The 22,862-nt window shown below is 61.9% G+C and carries 34 protein-coding genes; 32 read left to right on the top strand and 2 right to left on the bottom strand.

All coding sequences use genetic code 11. From position 1 onward, the window contains the following. Positions 1-207: 207 nt before the first annotated feature. Positions 208-1,134 (bottom strand): Gfo/Idh/MocA family protein, encoded by a 927-nt coding sequence (locus tag NKI20_RS25345; protein ID WP_352835438.1) that lies wholly within the window; start codon positions 1,132-1,134, stop codon positions 208-210. 175 nt (positions 1,135-1,309) lie between these two features. Beyond that, entirely contained in the window at positions 1,310-1,591 is a 282-nt protein-coding gene (locus tag NKI20_RS25340; RefSeq protein ID WP_023762912.1) for a transcriptional regulator, read from the bottom strand. Between the two features lie 495 nt (positions 1,592-2,086). On the opposite strand from NKI20_RS25340, the gene rpsL reads away from it, so the two are divergent. The 32 genes from rpsL (at position 2,087) to NKI20_RS25180 (ending at position 22,845) form a co-directional block, all read left to right on the top strand. After that, positions 2,087-2,458, top strand: a complete 372-nt coding sequence (rpsL, locus tag NKI20_RS25335) for a 30S ribosomal protein S12 (protein WP_006333356.1) — start codon at positions 2,087-2,089, stop codon at positions 2,456-2,458. Between the two features lie 74 nt (positions 2,459-2,532). Then, the gene (gene rpsG, locus NKI20_RS25330) at positions 2,533-3,003 is read left to right on the top strand and encodes a 30S ribosomal protein S7 (protein ID WP_008875664.1); all 471 of its coding nucleotides are present in this window, start codon (positions 2,533-2,535) and stop codon (positions 3,001-3,003) included. 29 nt (positions 3,004-3,032) lie between these two features. Next, positions 3,033-5,123 (top strand): elongation factor G, encoded by a 2,091-nt coding sequence (gene fusA, locus NKI20_RS25325; protein WP_023762913.1) that lies wholly within the window; start codon positions 3,033-3,035, stop codon positions 5,121-5,123. Positions 5,124-5,221: 98 nt separating this feature from the next. Further along, the gene (gene tuf, locus NKI20_RS25320; protein WP_013531404.1) at positions 5,222-6,397 is read left to right on the top strand and encodes an elongation factor Tu; all 1,176 of its coding nucleotides are present in this window, start codon (positions 5,222-5,224) and stop codon (positions 6,395-6,397) included. 63 nt (positions 6,398-6,460) lie between these two features. Next, entirely contained in the window at positions 6,461-6,769 is a 309-nt protein-coding gene (gene rpsJ / locus NKI20_RS25315; protein WP_010909272.1) for a 30S ribosomal protein S10, read from the top strand. Between the two features lie 61 nt (positions 6,770-6,830). After that, the gene (rplC, locus tag NKI20_RS25310) at positions 6,831-7,553 is read left to right on the top strand and encodes a 50S ribosomal protein L3 (RefSeq protein ID WP_023757978.1); all 723 of its coding nucleotides are present in this window, start codon (positions 6,831-6,833) and stop codon (positions 7,551-7,553) included. Further along, complete coding sequence (gene rplD / locus NKI20_RS25305; RefSeq protein ID WP_023757977.1) at positions 7,553-8,173, top strand: 50S ribosomal protein L4; 621 nt, start codon at positions 7,553-7,555, stop codon at positions 8,171-8,173. The genes rplC and rplD overlap by 1 nt, the downstream gene beginning before the upstream one ends. Beyond that, on the top strand, positions 8,170-8,463 hold the full coding sequence (locus NKI20_RS25300; RefSeq protein WP_023757976.1) for a 50S ribosomal protein L23: 294 nt from the start codon (positions 8,170-8,172) through the stop codon (positions 8,461-8,463). Before rplD ends, NKI20_RS25300 begins: the two co-directional genes overlap by 4 nt. Positions 8,464-8,486: 23 nt before the next feature. Continuing rightward, positions 8,487-9,320, top strand: coding sequence for a 50S ribosomal protein L2 (gene rplB / locus NKI20_RS25295; protein ID WP_027026960.1), 834 nt, complete (start codon positions 8,487-8,489; stop codon positions 9,318-9,320). Positions 9,321-9,336: 16 nt separating this feature from the next. Continuing rightward, on the top strand, positions 9,337-9,615 hold the full coding sequence (rpsS, locus tag NKI20_RS25290; protein ID WP_006205463.1) for a 30S ribosomal protein S19: 279 nt from the start codon (positions 9,337-9,339) through the stop codon (positions 9,613-9,615). Between the two features lie 2 nt (positions 9,616-9,617). After that, positions 9,618-10,007: a 50S ribosomal protein L22 gene (gene rplV, locus NKI20_RS25285; protein ID WP_006205462.1), complete on the top strand. Its 390-nt coding sequence runs from the start codon at positions 9,618-9,620 to the stop codon at positions 10,005-10,007. Continuing rightward, positions 10,007-10,732, top strand: coding sequence for a 30S ribosomal protein S3 (gene rpsC, locus NKI20_RS25280; RefSeq protein WP_023672753.1), 726 nt, complete (start codon positions 10,007-10,009; stop codon positions 10,730-10,732). Before rplV ends, rpsC begins: the two co-directional genes overlap by 1 nt. A gap of 27 nt (positions 10,733-10,759) precedes the next feature. Continuing rightward, positions 10,760-11,173, top strand: coding sequence for a 50S ribosomal protein L16 (rplP, locus tag NKI20_RS25275; protein ID WP_013531427.1), 414 nt, complete (start codon positions 10,760-10,762; stop codon positions 11,171-11,173). Between the two features lie 13 nt (positions 11,174-11,186). Continuing rightward, complete coding sequence (rpmC, locus tag NKI20_RS25270; RefSeq protein ID WP_023799289.1) at positions 11,187-11,387, top strand: 50S ribosomal protein L29; 201 nt, start codon at positions 11,187-11,189, stop codon at positions 11,385-11,387. A gap of 11 nt (positions 11,388-11,398) precedes the next feature. Next, positions 11,399-11,638, top strand: coding sequence for a 30S ribosomal protein S17 (gene rpsQ / locus NKI20_RS25265; RefSeq protein ID WP_010909280.1), 240 nt, complete (start codon positions 11,399-11,401; stop codon positions 11,636-11,638). Between the two features lie 83 nt (positions 11,639-11,721). Next, on the top strand, positions 11,722-12,090 hold the full coding sequence (gene rplN, locus NKI20_RS25260) for a 50S ribosomal protein L14 (protein WP_006205457.1): 369 nt from the start codon (positions 11,722-11,724) through the stop codon (positions 12,088-12,090). Positions 12,091-12,102: 12 nt separating this feature from the next. Continuing rightward, positions 12,103-12,417, top strand: coding sequence for a 50S ribosomal protein L24 (gene rplX / locus NKI20_RS25255; RefSeq protein WP_013531428.1), 315 nt, complete (start codon positions 12,103-12,105; stop codon positions 12,415-12,417). Further along, complete coding sequence (rplE, locus tag NKI20_RS25250) at positions 12,410-13,009, top strand: 50S ribosomal protein L5 (RefSeq protein ID WP_013531429.1); 600 nt, start codon at positions 12,410-12,412, stop codon at positions 13,007-13,009. The genes rplX and rplE overlap by 8 nt, the downstream gene beginning before the upstream one ends. A gap of 27 nt (positions 13,010-13,036) precedes the next feature. Beyond that, a complete protein-coding gene (gene rpsN, locus NKI20_RS25245) occupies positions 13,037-13,342 on the top strand; it encodes a 30S ribosomal protein S14 (RefSeq protein ID WP_010909282.1) in 306 nt (101 codons plus the stop codon). A gap of 12 nt (positions 13,343-13,354) precedes the next feature. Then, the gene (gene rpsH, locus NKI20_RS25240) at positions 13,355-13,753 is read left to right on the top strand and encodes a 30S ribosomal protein S8 (RefSeq protein ID WP_013531431.1); all 399 of its coding nucleotides are present in this window, start codon (positions 13,355-13,357) and stop codon (positions 13,751-13,753) included. 92 nt (positions 13,754-13,845) lie between these two features. Further along, complete coding sequence (rplF, locus tag NKI20_RS25235) at positions 13,846-14,379, top strand: 50S ribosomal protein L6 (RefSeq protein ID WP_013531432.1); 534 nt, start codon at positions 13,846-13,848, stop codon at positions 14,377-14,379. 193 nt (positions 14,380-14,572) lie between these two features. Further along, positions 14,573-14,932: a 50S ribosomal protein L18 gene (gene rplR / locus NKI20_RS25230; RefSeq protein WP_023757972.1), complete on the top strand. Its 360-nt coding sequence runs from the start codon at positions 14,573-14,575 to the stop codon at positions 14,930-14,932. Positions 14,933-15,009: 77 nt separating this feature from the next. After that, a complete protein-coding gene (gene rpsE / locus NKI20_RS25225) occupies positions 15,010-15,573 on the top strand; it encodes a 30S ribosomal protein S5 (RefSeq protein WP_006333394.1) in 564 nt (187 codons plus the stop codon). Between the two features lie 24 nt (positions 15,574-15,597). Further along, positions 15,598-15,795, top strand: coding sequence for a 50S ribosomal protein L30 (gene rpmD / locus NKI20_RS25220; protein WP_023736690.1), 198 nt, complete (start codon positions 15,598-15,600; stop codon positions 15,793-15,795). A 22-nt stretch (positions 15,796-15,817) separates the two neighbouring features. Continuing rightward, positions 15,818-16,291, top strand: coding sequence for a 50S ribosomal protein L15 (gene rplO / locus NKI20_RS25215; RefSeq protein ID WP_023757971.1), 474 nt, complete (start codon positions 15,818-15,820; stop codon positions 16,289-16,291). Between the two features lie 193 nt (positions 16,292-16,484). Then, positions 16,485-17,825 (top strand): preprotein translocase subunit SecY, encoded by a 1,341-nt coding sequence (gene secY / locus NKI20_RS25210; protein ID WP_023757970.1) that lies wholly within the window; start codon positions 16,485-16,487, stop codon positions 17,823-17,825. After that, positions 17,822-18,418, top strand: coding sequence for an adenylate kinase (locus NKI20_RS25205; protein ID WP_352835429.1), 597 nt, complete (start codon positions 17,822-17,824; stop codon positions 18,416-18,418). Before secY ends, NKI20_RS25205 begins: the two co-directional genes overlap by 4 nt. Before the next feature lie 207 nt (positions 18,419-18,625). Continuing rightward, positions 18,626-18,994, top strand: coding sequence for a 30S ribosomal protein S13 (gene rpsM / locus NKI20_RS25200; protein WP_023757968.1), 369 nt, complete (start codon positions 18,626-18,628; stop codon positions 18,992-18,994). A gap of 125 nt (positions 18,995-19,119) precedes the next feature. Then, a complete protein-coding gene (gene rpsK, locus NKI20_RS25195; protein ID WP_006205444.1) occupies positions 19,120-19,509 on the top strand; it encodes a 30S ribosomal protein S11 in 390 nt (129 codons plus the stop codon). Positions 19,510-19,613: 104 nt separating this feature from the next. Then, entirely contained in the window at positions 19,614-20,624 is a 1,011-nt protein-coding gene (locus tag NKI20_RS25190; RefSeq protein WP_352487615.1) for a DNA-directed RNA polymerase subunit alpha, read from the top strand. Positions 20,625-20,728: 104 nt separating this feature from the next. Then, the gene (gene rplQ, locus NKI20_RS25185; protein WP_352835425.1) at positions 20,729-21,160 is read left to right on the top strand and encodes a 50S ribosomal protein L17; all 432 of its coding nucleotides are present in this window, start codon (positions 20,729-20,731) and stop codon (positions 21,158-21,160) included. Between the two features lie 197 nt (positions 21,161-21,357). After that, positions 21,358-22,845, top strand: coding sequence for a Do family serine endopeptidase (locus tag NKI20_RS25180; RefSeq protein WP_352835422.1), 1,488 nt, complete (start codon positions 21,358-21,360; stop codon positions 22,843-22,845). Positions 22,846-22,862 lie beyond the last annotated feature (17 nt).

Raw genomic sequence — 22,862 nt, 5'->3', positions numbered from 1 at the left:
CTCCTTGCCCAGCATGAAGGTTGAATCAGATTTGCACGCCTAAGGGAATCCCACGCCGATTCAGCCTCAATTCATTCCGCTCTAGCGCCCCTTCCTCTACCCCGTCGATCGGGGGAGAGGTGGCTCGGCGTAGCCGAGACGGAGTGGGGGTCGACCTGGCACGAGCATGCATTCAAGCCAAGTCCGCGATCCCGTCGCGTGCACAAATCAGTCGAAGAACGCTTCGACCACGTTGCGCTTGCCGAGCATGAAGGCATCGGCGACATGCTGGAGCGGGGCCAGATCGACATCGGAGATGCCGGCGCGCACGATCTCGGCGAATCGTCGGTAGAGCATCGGGTACTCGGCCTCCGGCTCGTCATGAACCACCTTGCCGTCGACGGCGAGCTTCGAACCGCCGCCTGAAAGCACCATCGCGCCCTTGTCGGTCTCGGCCAGGATGTCCCAGCTTTGCGGGCCCGTCTGCAGCCAGTCGAGGTCCATCGTCACCGGCAACCCGTTCGAGGTGCGGAATGTGACGTGTGCGGCAACCGGGGATGCGCGGTTTTCGGGAAAATCGAGCGCCGCCGAAGTGATGAACATCGGCGGCAGGATGTGAGTGGCAATTGACAGCGCGTTGATGCCGGGATCGAAGACGCCAAAGCCGCCGGGGGCCCAGATCCATTCCTGGTTCGGGTGCCAGCGGCGCACGTCTTCCTTCCAGTTGATGGTGGCCGACTTGATTTTGGTCGAGTTCAGGAAGGCGCGAGCGGCCTCGACCGCCGGTGCATAGCGCGAGTGCCAGCTGGCGAACAGCGAGACGCCGTTCTGCGCGGCCAATGCCTTGAGGTTCTCGACTTCGCTGACCGTGGCGCCAGGCGGCTTTTCCAGGAAGACATGCTTCTTCGCCATCAGCGCCGTGCGCGCAGCGTCGTAGCGGAACTGCGGCGGCATGCAGAGCGAGACGGCCTCGAGCTCGGGTACGGCGTCGAGCATCGCTTCGATATCGGGGAAATTCGGGATGTTTTCCACCTTGCCGTGCCGGCTGGCAGCAGCGACCAGGCGATAGTTCTTGTCTTTCGCCAGGGCCGGCAGGTGTTGGTCGCGGACGATCTTGCCGACGCCGACGATGCCTATGTTGATGGGCTGGGACACGGCCGCTCCGTCTGTTGAATGATGGTGATGGCTTCTTATCAGAACACTTGCCCCGGGCAAGCCGACAGACCAACCTCAGTCTTCCTCGATCTGAGCGCCGGCGTTCGTCGGCCAGGAAGCCTAGATAGCCGATTCGCCTCGGCAACCGATTCGAAAGCTGGGCCGAGGCCTGGGTTCAGATCGGCACGTCGAAGGTGACGATCGACACTTCGCCTTCGAGCGCGCCCTGGAAGGCGGAAAGATGCGGCTCTTCGTCGGGCACGCCGTCCATGTCGCCGATCTGGTCGAGCTCGGCCTCGGCGTAGCCTTCCGCGGCAAGCGATTCGAGTGCCCGGCGCACCGCCGAATCGTCGTCGGGCGCGACCAGCATGACGTGGACGCCTTCCGGTTTGCCGCCCTTTTTCTTCCACACCCGGCCGGTGATGATGGTGACCGGGCGTTCTTCGTTGTCGTTCACGGGCCGATTCCTCTTGGCGATATGTGGGCGGGCGAGGGGGTTGTGACTGCTCATGCGGCCTTTTCGCATGAAGAAGAGCCGCGCAACAGCGCAAAGCCGTTCACTTTGCTAAGGCTTGGCACTTTCTTCCTCGCCCTTGCAAAATTGCGAAAGAAAATTACATGCGTTTTTCGCATGGCTGCCGAGCCTTGATTGGCGCGCAATATTTGGCGCTTCGGGCTTGACGGTTCGCGGTCTTACGAGTAGAAGCCGCCCAGTCAGAACCGATGTGAGGCTCTCCCTTCCGAAGCGACACGCTTTGGAGTTTGCCTCAAACAGGGTTCGTTTTACGAGCGAAAAGACATTTCCGGCGTGCACGAAGCGGCTTCCGCTTCCTCTGCGATTTGTTCGGGCAAGACCGCGAGGCGCGGTTTGTGGCCCGAATTTGCGTATGGAAATGACGCTTTGAGCGGCCCTGACCGGGCGAGACACGGAATTGAGAGACAAGAGGGTTTAATGCCTACCGTCAACCAGCTGATCCGCAAGCCGCGCATTGCGCCGGTGAAGCGCAACAAGGTCCCGGCCATGCAGCAGAACCCGCAGAAGCGGGGCGTCTGCACGCGCGTCTATACAACGACGCCGAAGAAGCCGAACTCGGCGCTGCGCAAGGTGGCCAAGATCCGCCTGACCAATGGTTTTGAAGTGATCGGGTACATCCCCGGCGAAGGCCACAACCTTCAGGAACACTCCGTGGTCATGATCCGCGGCGGTCGCGTCAAGGATCTTCCGGGCGTTCGCTACCACATCATCCGCGGCGTGCTCGACACGCAGGGTGTGAAGAACCGCAAGCAGCGCCGTTCGAAGTACGGCGCCAAGCGCCCGAAGTAAGGCGCTCGAAGTAAGATTTTCCGGCCTTGGCGCTGCTTGAGTGCGTCGGGCTATGAGATTGAGAGACAAAAGCCATGTCGCGTCGTCACAGTGCAGAAAAGCGTGAGATCAATCCGGACCCGAAGTTCGGCGATCTGATCGTCACCAAGTTCATGAACGCCGTCATGTATGACGGTAAGAAGTCGGTTGCCGAGACCATCGTCTATGGCGCACTCGACCAGGTTCAGTCGAAGACCAAGCAGGAGCCGGTCACGGTCTTCCATCAGGCACTCGACAATGTCGCGCCGCATGTGGAAGTGCGTTCGCGTCGTGTCGGCGGCGCCACCTACCAGGTTCCGGTCGACGTGCGCCCCGAGCGCCGCCAGGCATTGGCCATTCGCTGGCTGATCGCCGCGGCCCGCAACCGCAACGAGACCACGATGGTCGACCGCCTCTCCGGCGAGCTGATGGACGCGGCCAACAACCGCGGCACCGCCGTCAAGAAGCGTGAAGACACCCACAAGATGGCTGAAGCCAACCGCGCTTTCGCGCACTACCGCTGGTAAAGCGCGAACGAGACTGAGAGGCAGCTACGATGGCCCGCGAATACAAAATCGAAGACTACCGCAATTTCGGTATCATGGCGCATATTGACGCCGGCAAGACGACGACCACCGAGCGCGTCCTCTATTATACGGGCAAGTCGCACAAGATCGGCGAAGTCCACGACGGTGCTGCCACCATGGATTGGATGGAGCAGGAGCAGGAGCGCGGCATCACCATCACGTCCGCCGCGACCACGACCTTCTGGAAGGCTCGTGACGGCAAGATGCACCGCTTCAACATCATCGACACTCCCGGCCACGTCGACTTCACCATCGAAGTCGAGCGTTCGCTGCGCGTTCTCGACGGCGCTATCGCGTTGCTCGATGCCAATGCCGGTGTTGAGCCGCAGACGGAAACTGTCTGGCGTCAGGCCGACAAGTACCGCGTTCCGCGCATGATCTTCTGCAACAAGATGGACAAGATCGGCGCCGACTTCTATCGCTCGGTCGAGATGATCGGTTCGCGCCTTGGTGCTCACGCCGTCGTCATGCAGCTGCCTATCGGCGCCGAGACCGAGTTCAAGGGCGTTGTCGACCTCGTCGAGATGAACGCGCTGGTCTGGCGCGACGAGACGCTGGGCGCCGCCTGGGATGTCGTCGAGATCCCGGACGACCTCAAGGCTCGTGCCGAGGAATACCGCGAGAAGATGATCGAGGCCGCCGTCGAAATGGACGAGACGGCGCTTGAGAATTACCTCGAAGGCAAGATGCCGTCGAATGACGAAATCCGCGCGCTGATCCGCAAGGGCACCATCGCGGTGAAGTTCTACCCGATGTTCTGTGGCTCAGCCTTCAAGAACAAGGGCGTGCAGCCGCTGCTCGACGCCGTCGTCGAATATCTGCCGTCGCCGGCCGATGTTCCGGCCATCAAGGGCGTCGATGCCAAGACCGACGCCGAGATCGAGCGTCACGCCGACGACAACGAGCCGCTGTCGATGCTCGCCTTCAAGATCATGAACGACCCGTTCGTCGGTTCGCTGACCTTTGCCCGCATCTATTCGGGCAAGCTCACCAAGGGCATCTCGGTCGACAACACCGTGAAGGGCAAGAAGGAGCGCATCGGCCGCATGCTGCAGATGCATGCGAATTCGCGCGCCGACGTCGAAGAGGCTTTTGCCGGCGACATCGTGGCTCTGGCCGGTCTCAAGGACACGACCACCGGCGACACGCTCAGCGATCCGCTGCATCCTGTCATCCTCGAGCGCATGGAATTCCCCGATCCGGTCATCCAGATCGCGATCGAGCCGAAGACCAAGAACGACCAGGAAAAGATGGGCCTCGCCCTTCACCGCCTGGCCGCCGAGGATCCGTCCTTCCGCGTCAAGACCGACGAGGAAAGCGGCCAGACCATCATCTCCGGCATGGGTGAACTTCACCTCGACATCATCGTCGACCGCATGCGTCGCGAGTTCAAGGTCGAGGCCAATGTCGGCGCGCCGCAGGTGGCCTATCGCGAGACGATCACCCGCAGGCACGAGCAGGATTACACGCACAAGAAGCAGACCGGCGGTACCGGTCAATTCGCCCGCGTCAAGATCGTCTTCGAGCCGAACCCGGACAGCAGCGAATTCGAGTTCGAGACCAAGATCGTCGGCGGCGCCGTGCCGAAGGAATACATCCCCGGTGTCGAAAAGGGCATCAACAGCGTCATGACCTCGGGTCCGTTCGCGGGCTTCCCGATGATCGGCGTCAAGGCGACGCTGATCGATGGCGCCTACCACGATGTCGACTCCAGCGTCCTCGCCTTCGAAATCGCCGGCCGCGCCTGCTTCCGCGAAGCCGCACCCAAGCTTGGCGTGCAGCTGCTCGAGCCGATCATGAAGGTCGAAGTGGTGACGCCGGAAGACTACGTCGGCAGCGTCATCGGCGATCTGAATGGCCGTCGCGGCCAGATCCAGGGCCAGGAAGCACGTGGCGTGGCTGTGGTCATCAACGCGATGGTGCCGCTCGCCAACATGTTCAAGTATGTCGACAACCTGCGCTCGATGAGCCAGGGCCGTGCGGCCTACACGATGCAGTTCGATCACTACGAGCCGGTCCCCACGGCGGTGGCTCAGGAAGTCCAGAAGAAATACGCGTAAGGGTTCCTTAGCCGCCGGCGTCGCCTCCCTTGCGCGATCCGGATCTGAAGAGCGAATAACAATTTCCCCCAAGCGGGTAGAATAGACGGAGAACGATTATGGCCAAAGGTAAATTCGAGCGTAACAAGCCTCACGTGAACATCGGCACGATTGGCCACGTCGACCATGGCAAGACGTCGCTGACGGCGGCGATCACCAAGTATTTTGGCGAGTACAAGCGCTACGACCAGATCGACGCTGCGCCTGAGGAAAAGGCGCGCGGCATCACGATCTCGACGGCGCACGTCGAATACGAGACGGCCAACCGCCACTACGCTCACGTCGACTGCCCCGGCCACGCCGACTATGTGAAGAACATGATCACCGGTGCGGCGCAGATGGACGGCGCGATCCTGGTCGTGTCGGCCGCCGACGGCCCGATGCCGCAGACCCGCGAGCACATCCTGCTTGCCCGTCAGGTCGGCGTGCCGTCGATCGTGGTGTTCTTGAACAAGGTCGACCAGGTCGACGACGCCGAGCTGCTCGAACTGGTCGAGCTCGAGGTGCGCGAGCTTCTGACCAAGAACGAGTTCCCCGGCGACGACATTCCGATCGTCAAGGGTTCGGCGCTGGCGGCTCTTGAAGATTCGGACAAGAAGATCGGCGAGGACGCGATCCGCGAGCTGATGGCTGCGGTCGATGCCTATATCCCGACGCCAGTTCGTCCGCTCGACAAGCCGTTCCTGATGCCGATCGAGGACGTGTTCTCGATCTCGGGCCGTGGCACGGTCGTCACCGGCCGCGTCGAGCGCGGCGTGGTCAAGGTCGGCGAGGAACTCGAGATCATCGGCATCCGTCCGACGACCAAGACGACCTGCACCGGCGTCGAGATGTTCCGCAAGCTGCTCGACCAGGGCCAGGCCGGCGACAACATCGGCGCGCTGCTGCGCGGCGTCGACCGTGAAGGTGTCGAGCGCGGCCAGGTCCTGGCCAAGCCGGGTACGGTCAAGCCGCACAAGAAGTTCGTGGCCGAAGCCTACATCCTGACCAAGGACGAAGGTGGCCGTCACACGCCGTTCTTCACCAACTACCGTCCGCAGTTCTATTTCCGCACGACCGACGTGACCGGCATCGTGTCGCTGCCGGAAGGCACCGAGATGGTGATGCCGGGCGACAACATCACCGTCGATGTCGAGCTGATCGTGCCGATCGCCATGGAAGAGAAGCTGCGCTTCGCCATCCGTGAAGGCGGCCGCACCGTCGGTGCCGGCATCGTCGTCACCATCAAAGAGTAATTTGGACTTAAACCGATCTGTCGCGGGCGCTGCCCGCGCCGCGCCAGAACAAGGAAGTGACGCATGAACGGACAGAATATCCGCATCCGCCTGAAGGCGTTTGACCACCGCGTGCTCGACGCGTCGACGAAGGAAATCGTGTCGACGGCCAAGCGCACCGGTGCCAACGTCCGCGGCCCCATTCCGCTGCCGACGCGGATCGAAAAGTTTACGGTCAACCGGTCGCCTCACGTCGACAAGAAGAGCCGCGAGCAGTTCGAGATGCGCACGCACAAGCGTCTGCTCGACATCGTCGATCCGACCCCGCAGACGGTCGATGCTTTGATGAAGCTCGATCTGGCCGCCGGTGTCGACGTCGAGATCAAGCTCTAAGGGAATGAGAGCGCGGTAAGGGGCGGTGCCCCTGGCCCGGAACTCTAAAGGAATTGAACCGATGCGTTCAGGTGTGATTGCAAAGAAGGTGGGAATGACCCGCATCTACAACGATGCCGGGGAACATGTTCCCGTCACCGTTCTCCAGATGGAGAACTGCCAGGTCGTGGCCCAGCGCACGCAAGAGAAGAATGGCTACACCGCCGTTCAGCTCGGCGTTGGCCTTGCCAAGGTGAAGAACACGTCGAAGGCGATGCGCGGCCATTTCGCGACCGCTTCCGTCGAGCCGAAGGCGAAGGTCGCCGAGTTCCGCGTCTCCGCCGACAACATGATCGACGTCGGCGCCGAGATCACCGTCGAGCACTTCGTCGCCGGCCAGAAGGTCGATGTGACGGGCACGACGATCGGCAAGGGTTTCCAGGGCGTCATCAAGCGCCACCACATGGGTGGTGGCCGCGCGACGCACGGTAACTCGGTCTCGCACCGTACGCACGGTTCGACCGGCCAGCGCCAGGACCCGGGCAAGGTGTTCAAGGGCAAGCATATGGCTGGCCACATGGGCGACACCCGCGTCACCACGCAGAATGTCGAGATCGTCTCGACCGATGCCGACCGCGGCCTGATCCTGATCCGCGGTGCGGTTCCCGGATCGAAGGGCGCCTGGATCCTGGTCCGCGATGCGGCCAAGGTGGCACTGCCGGCCAATGCGCCGAAGCCCGCCGCGATCCGCGCCGTTGCGGCAGCTGCTAAGAACGAGGCTCCGGCCACAGAGGGAGCGGAATAATGGATCTCAAGATCACAACGCTTGGCGGCAAGGACGCCGGCAAGGTGAAACTCTCCGAGGAGATTTTCGGCCTTGATCCGCGCGAGGACATCCTGCAGCGCGTCGTGCGCTGGCAGCTCGCCAAGAAGCAGCAGGGCACGCACAAGGCCAAGGGCCGCGCCGAGATCGCGCGCACCGGCGCCAAGATGTACAAGCAGAAGGGTACGGGCCGCGCCCGCCACCATTCGGCACGCGCTCCGCAATTCCGCGGCGGCGGCAAGGCCCACGGGCCGGTCGTTCGCAGCCACGAGCACGAACTGCCGAAGAAGGTTCGCGCTCTCGGCCTGAAGCATGCTCTCTCGGCCAAGGCCAAGAGCGCGTCGATCATCATCATTGACGAGCTGAAGCTGACCGAGGCCAAGACGAAGGCGCTGATCGCGAATTTCGCGACGCTGGGCCTGACCAACGCCCTGCTGATCGGCGGCGCCGAGCTTGACAAGAATTTCAAGCTGGCGGCGACGAACATCCCCAACATCGACGTGCTGCCCATCCAGGGCATCAACGTCTACGACATTCTGCGCCGCGGCACGCTGGTCCTTTCGAAGGCCGCCGTCGAGGCTCTCGAGGAGCGCTTTAAATGACCGACCTTCGTCATTATGACGTGATCGTCTCGCCGGCGATCACCGAAAAGTCGACCATGGCCTCCGAGCAGAACCAGGTCGTCTTCAACGTCGCCAAGAAGGCGTCGAAGCCGGAAATCAAGGCCGCCGTCGAAGCGCTGTTCGGCGTCAAGGTGATGGCCGTGAACACGCTTGTCCGCAAGGGCAAGATCAAGCGCTTCCGTGGCACGGTTGGCCGCCAGAGCGACGTCAAGAAGGCGATCGTGACGCTGGCAGATGGCCAGTCGATCGACGTCGCGACGGGTCTCTGAGCAAGGCCGCGAGGACAACAAACATGGCACTGAAAAAATTCAACCCGGTAACGCCCAGCACCCGTCAGCTGGTCATCGTCGACCGCTCCGGCCTTTACAAGGGCAAGCCCGTCAAGGGTCTGACCGAAGGCCTGACCAAGTCGGGCGGCCGCAACAACCACGGCCGCATCACCGCCCGCTTCATCGGCGGTGGCCACAAGCGTTCGTACCGCATCATCGACTTCAAGCGCCGCAAGTTCGACGTTGTCGGCACGGTCGAGCGCATCGAATACGATCCGAACCGCACCGCCTTCATCGCGCTGATCAAGTATGACGATGGCGAGCTGTCCTACATCATCGCTCCGCAGCGTCTGGCTCCCGGCGACAAGATCGTCTCCGGCGAAGCGGTCGACGTGAAGCCGGGCAATGCGATGCCGCTGGCTTCGATGCCGGTCGGCACCATCGTCCACAACATCGAGCTGAAGCCGGGCAAGGGCGCTCAGGTCGCCCGTTCGGCCGGTGGGTATGGTCAGCTGGTCGGTCGTGACCAGGGCATGGCGATCCTGCGCCTCAACTCGGGCGAGCAGCGTGTCGTTCACGGCTCCTGCATGGCCACTGTCGGCGCCGTGTCCAATCCGGACCACGGCAACATCAATGACGGCAAGGCCGGTCGCACGGTCTGGCGTGGCAAGCGTCCGCACAATCGCGGCGTGACCATGAACCCGGTCGACCATCCGCACGGCGGCGGCGAAGGCCGCACTTCGGGTGGCCGCCATCCGGTTTCGCCTTGGGGCAAGCCGACCAAGGGCAAGAAGACGCGGTCCAACAAGGCGACCGACAAGTTCATCCTGCGCTCGCGCCATCAGCGCAAGAGCTAAGAAGAGGTAACGCCAAGTGACTCGTTCGATTTGGAAAGGCCCCTTCATTGACGGCTACCTTCTCAAGAAGGTGGACAAGGTTCGTGAAGGTGGTCGCAATGAGGTGATCAAGATGTGGAGCCGTCGCTCCACCATCCTGCCGCAGTTCGTCGGCTTCACCTTCGGTGTCTACAACGGCCAGAAGCATGTTCCCGTCTCGGTGAACGAGGACATGGTCGGTCACAAGTTCGGTGAATTCGCTCCGACCCGGACCTATTACGGTCACGGCGCGGATAAGAAGGCGAAGAGGAAATAATCATGGGCAAGGCCAAAGCTCCGCGCAGGCTTGCTGATAACGAAGCGCGCGCCGTGTTGCGCACGATCCGTATCAGCCCGCAGAAGCTGAACCTGGTTGCCGCGCTGATCCGCGGCAAGAAGGTCGCGACAGCGCTTTCCGATCTCGAATTCTCGGCCAAGCGGATTTCCGGCACGGTCAAGAAGACGCTGGAATCGGCAATCGCCAACGCGGAAAACAACCACGACCTGGATGTCGATGCACTGATCGTGGCGGAAGCCTATGTCGGCAAGTCGATCGTCATGAAGCGGTTCCATGCCCGTGGCCGTGGTCGCGCCAGCCGTATCGAGAAGCCGTTCTCGCACCTCACGATCGTCGTTCGTGAAGTCGAAGAAAAAGGGGAGGCCGCATAATGGGCCAGAAAGTCAATCCGATCGGTCTTCGCCTCGGCATCAACCGCACCTGGGATTCGCGCTGGTTCGCGAACACCGGCGAGTACGGCAAGCTGCTGCATGAGGACATCAAGATCCGCAAGTATCTCGAGAAGGAGCTCAAGCAGGCTGCCATCTCGAAGGTCGTGATCGAGCGTCCGCACAAGAAGTGCCGCGTCACCATCCATGCCGCGCGCCCGGGTCTGATCATCGGCAAGAAGGGCGCCGACATCGAGAAGCTTCGCAAGAAGCTGATGGAGATGACGAAGTCCGAGACGCACCTCAACATCGTTGAAGTGCGCAAGCCGGAAATCGACGCGACCCTGGTCGCCCAGTCGATCGCCCAGCAGCTTGAGCGTCGTATCGCGTTCCGCCGCGCTATGAAGCGTGCTGTTCAGTCGGCCATGCGCCTCGGTGCCGAAGGCATTCGCATCAACTGTGCCGGCCGTCTCGGCGGCGCCGAGATTGCGCGCATGGAATGGTATCGCGAAGGCCGCGTGCCGCTGCATACGCTTCGTGCGGACGTCGACTACGGCACTGCCGAAGCGCACACCGCTTATGGCATCTGCGGCGTCAAGGTCTGGGTGTTCAAGGGCGAGATCCTCGAGCACGACCCGATGGCTTCGGAGCGTCGTGCGACCGAAGGCGACGCTGCGCATGGCGGTGGTGGTGATCGCGAACGCGGTCGTCGTCGCGAAAACGCCTGAGACATTTAGGAATTTGGAGTTAGAACGATGCTGCAGCCAAAGCGCACAAAGTTCCGCAAGCAGTTCAAGGGCCGTATCCATGGTACCGCAAAGGGCGGCACCAATCTGGATTTCGGCGGTTTCGGGCTGAAGGCGCTTGAGCCGAACCGCGTTACCGCGCGCGAGATCGAGGCGGCACGCCGCGCGATCACGCGTGAAATGAAGCGCGCTGGTCGCGTCTGGATCCGTATTTTCCCGGACGTGCCGGTCACTTCGAAGCCGACCGAAGTCCGCATGGGTAAGGGCAAGGGCGCGGTCGACTACTGGGCGGCGCGCGTCAAGCCGGGCCGCATCATGTTCGAGATCGACGGCGTCAATGAAGAAACCGCCCGTGAGGCACTGCGTCTCGGCGCGGCCAAGCTCTCGGTCAAGACGCGCTTCGTGCAGCGCATCGCAGAATAAGGACGGGCTGATCATGAAAGCCGAAGACATCCGGACCAAGACCCAGGACCAGCTGACCGACGAACTGGCCAGCCTGAAGAAGGAGCAGTTCAACCTGCGCTTCCAGAAGGCCACCGGCCAGCTTGAGAAGACCGCGCGCGTGAGACAGGTCCGTAAGGACATTGCGCGTATCAAGACCATCGCTGCGGAAAAGTCCGCGGCTAAGAAGGCTTAAGGACGAAAACCATGCCAAAGCGCATTCTGCAGGGCACCGTCGTCAGCGACAAGAACGAGAAGACGGTTGTCGTCAAGGTCGAACGGCGCTTCACGCATCCCGTGATGAAGAAGACCGTGCGCATGACCAAGAAGTACAAGGCGCACGACGAGAACAATGCCCACAAGGTTGGCGATCAGGTGTTCATCCAGGAATCGAAGCCGATTTCCAAGGACAAGCGCTGGATCGTCGTGTCTTCGGACCAAGCCTGACCTCGGGCGTAAACAACGAATTTTGGACAGACCGGGGAGGGGCTTTGAGCCCATCCCGTTAGAAAAGAAGAAGGCGGCCAGTCATGATTCAGATGCAAACAAACCTCGACGTCGCGGATAATTCCGGCGCCCGTCGTGTCATGTGCATCAAGGTGCTGGGCGGCTCGAAGCGGAAATACGCTTCCGTGGGCGACATCATCGTGGTGTCGATCAAGGAAGCCATCCCGCGCGGCCGCGTGAAGAAGGGCGATGTGATGAAGGCGGTCGTGGTTCGCACGGCCAAGGACATCCGCCGCCCGGACGGCAGCGTGATCCGTTTCGACAAGAACGCGGCCGTTCTCGTCGACAACAAGAAAGAGCCGATCGGCACGCGTATCTTCGGACCGGTTCCGCGCGAACTCCGCGCCAAGAACCACATGAAGATCATCTCGCTCGCGCCTGAAGTGCTGTAAGGAGCCGGACCAATGCAAAAGATTAGAAAAGGCGACAAGGTCGTCGTGCTGGCCGGCAAGGACAAGGGCCGTTCGGGCGAAGTCCTCTCGGTACAGCCGAAGGAAGACACCGCGCTGGTGCGCGGCGTCAACATGATCCGTCGTCACCAGAAGCAGTCCCAGTCCCAAGAGGGCGGGATCATCACCAAGGAAGCGCCGATCCAGCTGTCGAACATCGCGCTGGCCGACCCCAAGGATGGCAAGCCGACCCGCGTCGGTTTCATCTTCCAGAAGGACGGCAAGAAGGTGCGCGTCGCCAAGCGCTCGGGAGAAGTCATCAATGGCTAAGGCTCAAACCACGAAGCCCAAGGCTGAAAGCAAACAGTCCAAGGCCCAGAACACGCCACGCCTGAAGCAGGTCTACAACGAGACCATCCGCAAGGCGCTGCAGGAACAGTTCGGCTACGACAACGAGATGCAGGTTCCCCGCATCGACAAGATCGTGCTGAACATGGGCGTTGGCGAAGCGACCGCGGATTCGAAGAAGCCTTCGATCGCGGCCGAGGACCTGGCGATGATCGCCGGGCAGAAGGCCGTCGTCACCCGCGCCCGCAACTCGATCGCCGGCTTCAAGGTCCGCGAGAAGATGCCGATCGGCGCCAAGGTCACGCTGCGCAAGGAACGCATGTACGAGTTCCTCGACCGCCTCGTGAACATCGCACTGCCGCGCGTCCGCGACTTCCGCGGACTGAATCCGAAGAGCTTCGATGGCCGTGGCAACTACGCCATGGGCATCAAGGAACACATCGTGTTCCCGGAGATCAACTACGACAAGGTTGATCAGATCTGGGGCATGGACGTCATCGTTTGTACGACTGCGAAGACGGACGACGAAGCCAGGGCATTGCTCAAGGCCTTCAACTTCCCCTTCCGCCAGTAACGGCAGCGAGAAAAGGAAAAATCTGAAATGGCAAAGACCAGCTCAGTCGAGAAGAACAACAGGCGCCGCAAGCTTGCCGACCAGTACGGTCCCAAGCGGGCTGCCCTCAAGGCGATCATCATGGATCAGTCCAAGCCGATGGAAGAGCGCTTCCGCGCTCAGCTGAAGCTTGCTGCCCTGCCGCGCAACTCGGCCAAGATCCGCATCCGCAACCGCTGCGAAGTCACCGGTCGTCCGCGTGCCTACTATCGCAAGCTCAAAGTATCGCGCATCGCGCTTCGTGATCTCGGCAACAACGGCCAGATCCCGGGCCTGGTCAAGTCGAGCTGGTAAGGAGGACATAACATGTCATTGAGCGATCCTCTCGGCGATATGCTGACCCGCATCCGCAACGCGTATGGCCGCAAGAAGTCGAGCGTTTCGACGCCGGCTTCGCGCCTGCGCACCCGCGTCCTCGACGTGCTGAAGGCTGAAGGCTATATCCGCGATTACAGCCAGACCGACTTCGACAACGGCAAGTCCGAAATCGAGATCGAGCTGAAGTATTTCGACGGCGCGCCGGTCGTGCGCGAAATCGCCCGCGTCTCGAAGCCAGGCCGCCGCGTCTATGTTTCGGCCAAGTCGATTCCGCAGGTCGCCAACGGCCTCGGCATCGCCATCCTTTCGACACCGAAGGGCGTGATGGCCGACCACGAAGCGCGCGAACAGAACGTCGGCGGTGAAATCCTCTGCCAGATCTTCTGATCTGGCGTGTGATCCGGAAAATTGGAATCCGGTCTTCGGGATCATCCCCGAAGACAGAGACCTGAAACAAGAGAAGTGACGAGGACAACAAAATGTCTCGTATTGGAAAGAAACCCGTTTCGCTGCCGCAGGGCGTGACCGCGACCGTCAACGGCCAGACCGTGACGGCGAAGGGCCCCAAGGGTGAGCTGAAGTTCGTGGTGAACGACGAAGTCCTGGTCAAGATGGAAGGCAGCGAGATCGCTGTCCAGCCGCGCGACCAGACCAAGACCGCCCGCTCCAAGTGGGGCATGTCGCGCACGCAGATCGTCAACATCCTGCAGGGCGTCAAGGACGGTTTCGAAAAGAAGCTCGAGATCACCGGCGTCGGCTATCGCGCGGCACTTCAGGGCAAGAACCTGCAGCTGGCACTTGGCTTCAGCCATGACGTCGTCTACGAGACGCCGCAGGGCATCACGATCACCGTGCCGAAGCCGACCGAAATCACGGTGGCAGGCATCGACAAGCAGCAGGTCGGCCAGGTTGCGGCCGAAATCCGCGAATACCGCGGTCCCGAGCCTTACAAGGGCAAGGGCGTCCGTTACGCTGGCGAGAAGATCGTCCGCAAGGAAGGCAAGAAGAAATAGTCGTGAATGGTGATTGGTGAATGGTGAAATGGCAGTAGGGTAGAGCAGGGGCCGGGTGGCACTCCGCTTCTACCGTTCACCATTTTTCCATTCACCATTCACTGCAAATCAACGCCGCGGGGAGCGGTCGCGGGAGGCGCTTTCGCCTACCGCACATGACGGCCCCCGTTTTTTGAAGGCAAGGAAGACTATCATGGGTACTAAGGAATCCACGCAGCGCCGTGCGCAGCGCGTCCGCCGCCAGATCAAGAAGGTCGCCGGCGAGCGTCCGCGTCTGTCTGTTCACCGCACGTCGAAGAACATCTATGTGCAGGTCATCGACGACGCCAAGGGCCACACCATCGTCGCTGCTTCGACGCTCGAGAAGGACCTCAAGGGTTCGCTCAAGACCGGCGCCGACACCGCCGCCGCCGCCGCGATCGGCAAGCTGATCGCCGAGCGCGCCACCAAGGCTGGCGTCAAGGAAGTCGTCTTCGACCGCGGTGCTTACATCTATCACGGCCGCGTCAAGGCGCTCGCCGAGGCTGCCCGCGAAGGTGGTCTGAGCTTCTAAAATTTCGCCCCGGTGACCCACAGAGGCGCCGGATCTTATCAGCAACCGTGCTTCCGGAAAAAAACAAGGAACAGGATATGGCACAGGAACGTAGGGATGGCGGCCGCGGCCGCGATCGTGAAGAACGCGATGACGGCATGGTGGACAAGCTCGTCCACATCAACCGCGTCGCCAAGGTCGTCAAGGGCGGCCGTCGCTTCGGTTTTGCAGCGCTCGTCGTCGTCGGTGACCAGAAGGGCCGCGTCGGCTTTGGTCACGGCAAGGCGCGCGAAGTGCCGGAAGCTATCCGCAAGGCAACTGAATCGGCCAAGCGCGACATGATCTTCGTGCCGCTGCGCTCGGGCCGTACGCTGCACCACGACGTCGAAGGACGCTGGGGCGCCGGACGCGTGCTGCTGCGCGCTGCAAAGCAGGGTACCGGCATCATCGCCGGTGGTCCGATGCGCGCTGTCTTCGAGACGCTCGGCATGCATGACGTGGTCGCCAAGTCGATGGGTTCGTCGAACCCTTACAACATGGTTCGCGCCACTTTCGACGCGCTGAAGAGCCAGATGCATCCCAAGGATGTGGCTGCTGCTCGCGGCATCAAGTATTCGACCCTTCAGGCCCGCCGCGGCACCGCCGTTGCGGCTGAAGAATAGTCGATCTGACCAGGGATTTTGACCATGGCCAAGAAAGCAACCAAGACCGTCACCGTTGAGCAGATCGGTTCGCCGATCCGCCGTCCGAAGGAACAGCGCGCGACGCTGGTCGGCCTCGGCCTCAACAAGATGCACAAGCAGCGCACGCTGGAAGATACGCCCTCCGTGCGCGGCATGATCGCTGCCGTCCAGCATCTCGTCCGCGTTGTGGACGAGGGCTGAGCCAGAGCGCAGGAGAACTCAGATGAAACTCACCGATCTGCGTGACAATGACGGCGCGACGCACTCCAAGAAGCGTCTCGGCCGTGGTATCGGCTCAGGCTCCGGCAAGACCGGCGGTCGCGGCGTCAAGGGCCAGAAGGCGCGCTCCGGCGTCGCCATCAACGGCTTCGAGGGTGGCCAGATGCCACTCTACCGGCGCCTGCCGAAGCGTGGCTTCAACAACATCTTCGCCAAGAGCTTCACCGTCGTCTCGCTGGCCCGCATCCAGGTGGCCATCGACGCCAAGAAGCTCGACGCCAAGGCAACCGTGACGGCCGAATCGCTGGTTGCCGCCGGCGTCATCCGCCGCGTCAAGGACGGCGTGCGCATCCTCTCGGACGGCGAGATCAAGGCGAAGCTCGCCTTTGACGTTGCCGGCGCCTCCAAGGCCGCGATCGAGAAGATCGAAAAGGCCGGCGGCTCGGTCAAACTGCCGGAAAAGGCAGCTGCCGAATAACGGCAATTTGATGCGCGATCGGCAGGAGTGGGATCGGTTTTTGCTCACGATTGCGCTTTGATCTGCCTAATCAAGCGGCCGCATCCACGCGGCCGCTTGCATGTTTAGAGCCCGGAGCTTATCTCGTGAGCTTCGGTGAAACGCACCGCCTGACCTCAAGGGCCATCAAGCGTTACCAAGCGGAGAATCAGGCATGGCTTCGGCTGCTGAACAATTAGCCTCGAATCTGAATTTCTCGGCCTTCGCCAAAGCGGAGGATCTGAAGAAGCGCATCTGGTTCACGATCGGCGCGCTGCTGGTCTATCGCCTCGGCACCTATATTCCGCTTCCCGGCATCAACCCCGACGCCTTCGCCCAGGCCTTCTCCTCGCAGAGCAAGGGCGTGCTGGGCATGTTCAACATGTTCGCCGGCGGCGCCGTACAGCGCATGGCGATCTTTGCACTCGGCATCATGCCTTACATCTCCGCCTCCATCATCATGCAGCTGATGACCTCGGTCATCCCTTCGCTGGAATCGCTGAAGAAGGAAGGCGAACAGGGCCGCAAGGTCATCAACCAATACACGCGCTACGGCACCGTGCTGCTTGCGCTGGTTCAGGCCTATGGCATTTCGGTGGGCCTGGAGAACGGCAACGGCATCGTCAGCGATCCCGGCATGTTCTTCCGCATCTCGACCGTCGTCACGCTGGTCGGCGGCACCATGTTCCTGATGTGGCTCGGCGAGCAGATCACCGCTCGCGGCATCGGTAACGGCATTTCGCTCATCATTTTCTCCGGCATCGTCGCCGGCCTGCCGCATGCCATCTCCGGCACGCTTGAGCTTGGCCGCACCGGCGCGCTATCGACCGGCCTGATCCTGGCGATCATCGTGCTCGCCATCGTCGTCATCGCCTTGATCGTGTTCTTCGAGCGCGCCCAGCGCCGCTTGCTGATCCAGTATCCGAAGCGCCAGGTCGGCAACCGCATGTTCCAGGGCGATACCTCGCACTTGCCGCTGAAGCTCAACACGTCGGGCGTCATTCCGCCGATTTTCGCCTCGTCGCTGCTGCTGCTGCCGGCCACCGTCGCCGGCTTCTCGCAGACGACCAACATGCCGGCCTGGGCAAGCACGATTCTGGCCTCGCTCGGCCACGGCCAGCCGCTCTACATGGCGTTCTATGCGGCGATGATCGTGTTCTTCGCCTTCTTCTACACTGCGATTGTCTTCAACCCGAAGGACACCGCCGACCAGCTCAAGAAGCATTCCGGCTTCATCCCGGGCTATCGTCCGGGCGAGCGCACCGCCGATTATATCGACTACGTTCTCACCCGCATCACCGTCGTCGGCGCCATCTATCTGGTGCTGGTGTGCCTGCTGCCGGAGTTCCTTATCTCGGCGACTGGCGTACCATTCTACCTTGGTGGCACATCGCTTCTGATCGTGGTCAGTGTCACGCTCGATACGGTTGCGCAGATTCAGGGTCACCTGATTGCGCACCAGTATGAAGGCCTGATCAAGAAGTCGAAGCTGCGCGGGGGGAAGAAAGCCAGATGAGGTTGATATTGCTTGGGCCGCCAGGGGCGGGCAAGGGGACACAAGCACAAAGACTGGTAGAAAAACACGGCATACCCCAGCTTTCGACGGGCGACATGCTGCGTGCTGCGGTCCAGGCTGGCACCGAAGTCGGCAAGCGCGCCAAGGCGGTGATGGATGCCGGTGAGCTGGTGTCCGACGCCATCGTCAACGCGATCGTCGCCGAGCGTATCGATCAGGCCGACTGCGCCAATGGGTTCATCCTCGACGGATATCCGCGGACGCTGGTGCAAGCGGACGCGGTCGAGCAGATGCTTTCGAATCGCTCCCAGGGGCTCGATGCCGTCATTGAGCTTGTCGTTGACGATAAGGCGCTGATCGGCCGGATCGTCAAGCGCGCCGACGAGGCACAGGCAGCCGGTCTGCCCGTTCGCAAGGACGACAATCCGGCCGTGTTCGAGGAGCGTCTGCGAGAGTACTACAAGAAGACGTCGCCGCTGATTGGCTACTACTATGCCAAGGGCAAGCTCCGGAGCGTCGACGGCATGGCCGATATCGATGCGGTGACGGAGCAGATCCAAGCGGTGCTCAAGGACGCAACGCGGGGAAATTAACGATTGCACTTGACGGAGGCGGTTCGCTGCGGTATGGCGGCCCGTCTTCCTATCAGGCATGGGCTTTGCTTGTCCGCAAGGGCAAGGCAGTCGCTTTGAACTGGAAACTCCCGCATGGGCCGGCCTCCACCGGACGCGGGGCAACTTAAGATAGCGCCGGACCCGCCTTTCTGAAGGTTGGCCGGCCCACATGGAGAAGAGAAGAACATGGCTCGTATAGCCGGCGTCAACATTCCGACCAACAAGCGCGTCGTCATCGCGCTTCAGTACATTCACGGCATTGGCAAGAAGTTCGCCCAGGAGATCGTCGACAAGGTCGGCATCCCGGCCGAACGTCGCGTCAACCAGCTCACCGACGCGGAAGTGCTGCAGATCCGCGAAGCCATCGACCGTGATTATCAGGTCGAGGGCGACCTGCGTCGCGAAGTCTCGATGAACATCAAGCGGCTCATGGACCTCGGCTGCTACCGTGGCCTGCGTCACCGCCGCTCGCTGCCGGTCCGCGGCCAGCGCACGCATACCAATGCGCGCACCCGCAAGGGCCCGGCCAAGTCGATCGCCGGCAAGAAGAAGTAAGTGAGCGAATAGCGAGTAGCCAATAGCGAGTAGGAATTCCTATTCGCTATTCCCTACTCACTACTCGCTCTCCAGGTGGAGCCGCTGGCATTACGGCGGTGTAGAGATCAACTGAAAGGACCATCATGGCCAAGGAAGCCGCCCGTGTTCGCCGTCGCGAACGCAAGAACATTTCGTCGGGCGTTGCCCACGTCAATTCGACCTTCAACAACACGATGATCACCATCACCGACGCGCAGGGCAATTCGATCGCCTGGTCGTCGGCCGGTGCCCAGGGCTTCAAGGGTTCGCGCAAGTCGACCCCGTTCGCTGCCCAGATGGCTGCCGAAGATGTTGCCAAGAAGGCCCAGGAACACGGCATGCGCATGCTCGAGGTCGAGGTCTGCGGACCTGGCTCGGGTCGTGAATCGGCGCTGCGCGCCCTGCAGGCGGCCGGCTTCACCATCACATCGATCCGTGATGTGACGCCGATCCCGCACAATGGCTGCCGCCCGCGCAAGAAGCGCCGCGTCTAAGCAATTTACCGAACGTCGCGCGAGCGCCCTTGGGGCGCTCCTCCACGGCATTCCAGGTCGCCCGCCACGATTGGATGGTGGCGGGTCAACGGAAGGAAAGCATCATGATCCAGAAAAATTGGCAGGAACTGATCAAGCCGAACAAGATCGAGTTCTCGTCGAAGAAGAAGACTCTGACCACGCTGGTCGCCGAGCCGCTCGAGCGTGGCTTTGGCCTGACGCTGGGCAACGCGCTGCGTCGCGTGCTTTTGTCTTCGCTGCGCGGTGCGGCCGTTACCGCCGTGCAGATCGACGGTGTTCTGCATGAATTCTCGTCAATCGCCGGCGTGCGCGAGGACGTGACCGACATCGTCTTGAACATCAAGGAAATCGCCATCCGCATGGAAGGCGATGGTCCCAAGCGCATGGTCGTTCGCAAGCAGGGACCGGGTGCGGTTCTTGCCGGCGATATCCAGACGGTCGGCGATGTCGAGATCCTCAACCCCGACCACGTCATCTGCACGCTGGACGAGGGTGCGGAAATCCGCATGGAATTCACCGTCGACACCGGCAAGGGCTACGTGCCGGCCGACCGCAACCGCGCCGAAGACGCTCCGATCGGTCTTATCCCGGTCGACAGTCTCTATTCGCCGGTCAAGAAGGTCTCCTACAAGGTCGAGAACACCCGCGAGGGCCAGGTTCTCGACTATGACAAGCTGACCATGACGATCGAGACCGACGGTTCGATCACCGGCGAGGACGCAGTGGCTTTCGCCGCCCGCATCCTGCAGGACCAGCTTGGCCTGTTCGTCAACTTCGACGAGCCGCAGAAGGAAGTTGCCACCGAGGCCGTCACCGAGCTCGCCTTCAACCCAGCGCTGCTCAAGAAGGTCGACGAACTCGAGCTTTCGGTCCGTTCGGCCAACTGCCTGAAGAACGACAACATCGTCTATATCGGCGACCTGATCCAGAAGACGGAAGCCGAGATGCTGCGCACCCCGAACTTCGGCCGCAAGTCGTTGAACGAGATCAAGGAAGTCCTGGCGGCGATGGGCCTGCACCTCGGCATGGAAGTGCCGGACTGGCCGCCGGAAAACATCGAAGACCTCGCCAAGCGTTACGAAGATCAATATTGAGCATGAATTCCAAGGATCGGCGGCGTGGGCCGCTCGATCCGACGGTCATGCGGAAAACCATCAGGGGCCTCGGCCTCTTGAACAACTGAAGAAGGAAAAGAGCCATGCGCCACGGTTTCAAAGGCCGTCGCTTCGCCCGAAGCATTAGCCATCGCAAGTCGATGTTCGCCAACCTCGCCGTGTCGCTGCTCGAGCATGAGCAGATCGTCACCACCCTGCCGAAGGCGAAGGATTTGCGTCCGATCGTCGAGAAGCTGGTGACGCTCGGCAAGCGCGGCGACCTGCACGCCCGCCGCCAGGTGATCGCGCAGATCGGCAATGAAGGCGTCGTCAAGCGCCTGTTCGACACCATCGCCCCGCGCTACTCCACCCGCAATGGAGGCTATCTGCGCATCATGAAGGCGGGCTTCCGCCACGGCGACAACGCCGCCATGGCCGTCATCGAGTTCGTCGATCGCGACACGTCGGCCAAGGGCGCTGGCGACCGCGCCCGCATCGAAGCCGAAGGCACCGAAGCGGACGCCGCAGCCGCATAAGGCTCGGTCTATCCTGGAATTCAAAGGGGCCTGCGGGCCCCTTTTTGTTTTGTGAACGTAGAAAACTTGCGGCCAGAGCCGATTTCTGGCCGGAACCAAGGGTCTTTGGCCGAAATAATCGGATCTCGGCGGCTTAGCCTTTCATTTTGCACAATCGTCGGGACAATGGCCCCGAACTCGCCTTGGAGGATTCGTGAATGCGCGCCAACCGACTGTCCCTTGTTCTGCTCTTCGCCATGACGGCGTTTGCGGCCGCACCGGTGGTCAGGCCGGCATTGGCCGAGGAGACCAAGACCGATCCCGGCCTGTCGGACGTGCTGACCGATCTGCTGCATGGCGTCGAAGGCGAGAATGCGACGTCCGGTCCCGACAAACGCGTGCCGTTCGGTCGTGAGGAGGTGCAGCTGTCGTTCGCTCCGTTGGTCAAGCAGACGGCGCCGGCCGTGGTCAATGTCTATGCCTCGCAGACCGCCAAGGTGACGTCGCCCTTCGACGGCGATCCGTTCTTCGAGGAATTCTTCGGCCGCTCGCAGCCGCGCGCCCAGTCGTCGCTCGGCTCCGGCGTGCTGGTCGACCCAACCGGCGTCGTAGTCACCAATTACCACGTCATCAAGGATGCCGATCAGGTCAAGGTGGCGACCGCGGATGGGCGTGAATTCGACAGCAAGGTGCTGCTCAAGGACGAGACGTTCGATCTTGCCGTGCTCAAGATCGCCTCCGACAAGCCGTTTCCGGTGATTGCCATCGGCGATTCCGACGCGCTCGAGGTCGGCGATCTGCTGCTGGCCATCGGCAACCCCTTCGGTGTCGGCCAGACCACCACCAGCGGCATCGTCTCGGCACTTGCCCGCAGCCATATCGGCGTGTCGGATTCCAGCTTCTTCATCCAGACCGACGCCGCCATCAACCCCGGCAATTCCGGCGGCGCGCTGATCAACATGGGCGGCCAGCTGGTCGGCATCAACACGGCCATCTACAGCCGCGGCGGTGGTTCGATCGGCATTGGCTTCGCCATTCCCTCGAATATGGTTCGCGCCTTCGCCGACGCCGCCAAGGCTGGGCTCGACTTCTTCGAGCGGCCCTATATCGGCGCCGAGTTCGAAGCGGTGACGCCGCAGATCGCTGAATCGCTCGGCATGGAAAAGCCGACCGGCGCACTGGTCTCGTCGATCGAGGCGACCGGACCGGCCGCCAAGGCGGGGCTCAAGCCCGGCGACGTCGTGCTGCAGCTCAACGGCAAGCCGGTCGAGAGCATCGAGGCGCTGGACTACCGGATGGCGACGCTGTCGATCGGCACCACCGCAAATTTCGCGGTTCTGACCAAGGGCCAGCAGGCGGCGATGGACATCGCGCTGGAGCGCGCTCCGGAGGGCATGAAGGCTGCCGAAGTGACTTTGCATGGCCGCAGCCCTTTTTCGGGCGCCAAGGTCGCGGAACTGTCGCCCCGGCTCGCCCAGCGGCTCGGCCTGCGCACTGACATCAAAGGTGTCACTGTGGTCGATATCAACCGCGATTCGCCGGCCGCCGATTTCGGCTTCCAGCCCGGCGACATCGTGCGCGAGGTGAACGGCACCACCATCGACACCGCGGCGACCCTGGAACTGGCGGCCAAGACTGATACGCGCTGGTGGCGCTTTACGGTCGAGCGCGGCGGGCAGATACTGCGTCAGGTGTTGCGTTATTAGGGCACAGCCCCGAGCAT

The sequence above is a fragment of the Mesorhizobium sp. M0830 genome (assembly GCF_040319965.1).
Classification (GTDB): Bacteria; Pseudomonadota; Alphaproteobacteria; order Rhizobiales; family Rhizobiaceae; genus Mesorhizobium.
Note: the sequence above shows the minus strand (reverse complement) of the source record. Positions and strands in the feature narration are given on the sequence as shown.

What these genes read in the sequence shown, in the direction of transcription:
- rpsM (WP_023757968.1), top strand. Translation starts at nt 18,626, where the DNA reads ATGGCTCGTATAGCCGGCGTCAACATTCCGACCAACAAGCGCGTCGTC.
- rplR (WP_023757972.1), top strand. Translation starts at nt 14,573, where the DNA reads ATGGGTACTAAGGAATCCACGCAGCGCCGTGCGCAGCGCGTCCGCCGC.
- rplE (WP_013531429.1), top strand. Translation starts at nt 12,410, where the DNA reads ATGGCTAAGGCTCAAACCACGAAGCCCAAGGCTGAAAGCAAACAGTCC.
- NKI20_RS25300 (WP_023757976.1), top strand. Translation starts at nt 8,170, where the DNA reads ATGACCGACCTTCGTCATTATGACGTGATCGTCTCGCCGGCGATCACC.
- rplF (WP_013531432.1), top strand. Translation starts at nt 13,846, where the DNA reads ATGTCTCGTATTGGAAAGAAACCCGTTTCGCTGCCGCAGGGCGTGACC.
- rpsC (WP_023672753.1), top strand. Translation starts at nt 10,007, where the DNA reads ATGGGCCAGAAAGTCAATCCGATCGGTCTTCGCCTCGGCATCAACCGC.
- rpmD (WP_023736690.1), top strand. Translation starts at nt 15,598, where the DNA reads ATGGCCAAGAAAGCAACCAAGACCGTCACCGTTGAGCAGATCGGTTCG.
- NKI20_RS25205 (WP_352835429.1), top strand. Translation starts at nt 17,822, where the DNA reads ATGAGGTTGATATTGCTTGGGCCGCCAGGGGCGGGCAAGGGGACACAA.
- rpsE (WP_006333394.1), top strand. Translation starts at nt 15,010, where the DNA reads ATGGCACAGGAACGTAGGGATGGCGGCCGCGGCCGCGATCGTGAAGAA.
- rplN (WP_006205457.1), top strand. Translation starts at nt 11,722, where the DNA reads ATGATTCAGATGCAAACAAACCTCGACGTCGCGGATAATTCCGGCGCC.
- tuf (WP_013531404.1), top strand. Translation starts at nt 5,222, where the DNA reads ATGGCCAAAGGTAAATTCGAGCGTAACAAGCCTCACGTGAACATCGGC.
- fusA (WP_023762913.1), top strand. Translation starts at nt 3,033, where the DNA reads ATGGCCCGCGAATACAAAATCGAAGACTACCGCAATTTCGGTATCATG.
- rpsQ (WP_010909280.1), top strand. Translation starts at nt 11,399, where the DNA reads ATGCCAAAGCGCATTCTGCAGGGCACCGTCGTCAGCGACAAGAACGAG.
- rpsG (WP_008875664.1), top strand. Translation starts at nt 2,533, where the DNA reads ATGTCGCGTCGTCACAGTGCAGAAAAGCGTGAGATCAATCCGGACCCG.
- rplX (WP_013531428.1), top strand. Translation starts at nt 12,103, where the DNA reads ATGCAAAAGATTAGAAAAGGCGACAAGGTCGTCGTGCTGGCCGGCAAG.
- rpmC (WP_023799289.1), top strand. Translation starts at nt 11,187, where the DNA reads ATGAAAGCCGAAGACATCCGGACCAAGACCCAGGACCAGCTGACCGAC.
- rplQ (WP_352835425.1), top strand. Translation starts at nt 20,729, where the DNA reads ATGCGCCACGGTTTCAAAGGCCGTCGCTTCGCCCGAAGCATTAGCCAT.
- rplC (WP_023757978.1), top strand. Translation starts at nt 6,831, where the DNA reads ATGCGTTCAGGTGTGATTGCAAAGAAGGTGGGAATGACCCGCATCTAC.
- rplD (WP_023757977.1), top strand. Translation starts at nt 7,553, where the DNA reads ATGGATCTCAAGATCACAACGCTTGGCGGCAAGGACGCCGGCAAGGTG.
- rpsH (WP_013531431.1), top strand. Translation starts at nt 13,355, where the DNA reads ATGTCATTGAGCGATCCTCTCGGCGATATGCTGACCCGCATCCGCAAC.
- rpsJ (WP_010909272.1), top strand. Translation starts at nt 6,461, where the DNA reads ATGAACGGACAGAATATCCGCATCCGCCTGAAGGCGTTTGACCACCGC.
- secY (WP_023757970.1), top strand. Translation starts at nt 16,485, where the DNA reads ATGGCTTCGGCTGCTGAACAATTAGCCTCGAATCTGAATTTCTCGGCC.
- rplO (WP_023757971.1), top strand. Translation starts at nt 15,818, where the DNA reads ATGAAACTCACCGATCTGCGTGACAATGACGGCGCGACGCACTCCAAG.
- NKI20_RS25190 (WP_352487615.1), top strand. Translation starts at nt 19,614, where the DNA reads ATGATCCAGAAAAATTGGCAGGAACTGATCAAGCCGAACAAGATCGAG.
- rpsL (WP_006333356.1), top strand. Translation starts at nt 2,087, where the DNA reads ATGCCTACCGTCAACCAGCTGATCCGCAAGCCGCGCATTGCGCCGGTG.
- rpsN (WP_010909282.1), top strand. Translation starts at nt 13,037, where the DNA reads ATGGCAAAGACCAGCTCAGTCGAGAAGAACAACAGGCGCCGCAAGCTT.
- rpsK (WP_006205444.1), top strand. Translation starts at nt 19,120, where the DNA reads ATGGCCAAGGAAGCCGCCCGTGTTCGCCGTCGCGAACGCAAGAACATT.
- rplP (WP_013531427.1), top strand. Translation starts at nt 10,760, where the DNA reads ATGCTGCAGCCAAAGCGCACAAAGTTCCGCAAGCAGTTCAAGGGCCGT.
- NKI20_RS25180 (WP_352835422.1), top strand. Translation starts at nt 21,358, where the DNA reads ATGCGCGCCAACCGACTGTCCCTTGTTCTGCTCTTCGCCATGACGGCG.
- rplV (WP_006205462.1), top strand. Translation starts at nt 9,618, where the DNA reads ATGGGCAAGGCCAAAGCTCCGCGCAGGCTTGCTGATAACGAAGCGCGC.
- rplB (WP_027026960.1), top strand. Translation starts at nt 8,487, where the DNA reads ATGGCACTGAAAAAATTCAACCCGGTAACGCCCAGCACCCGTCAGCTG.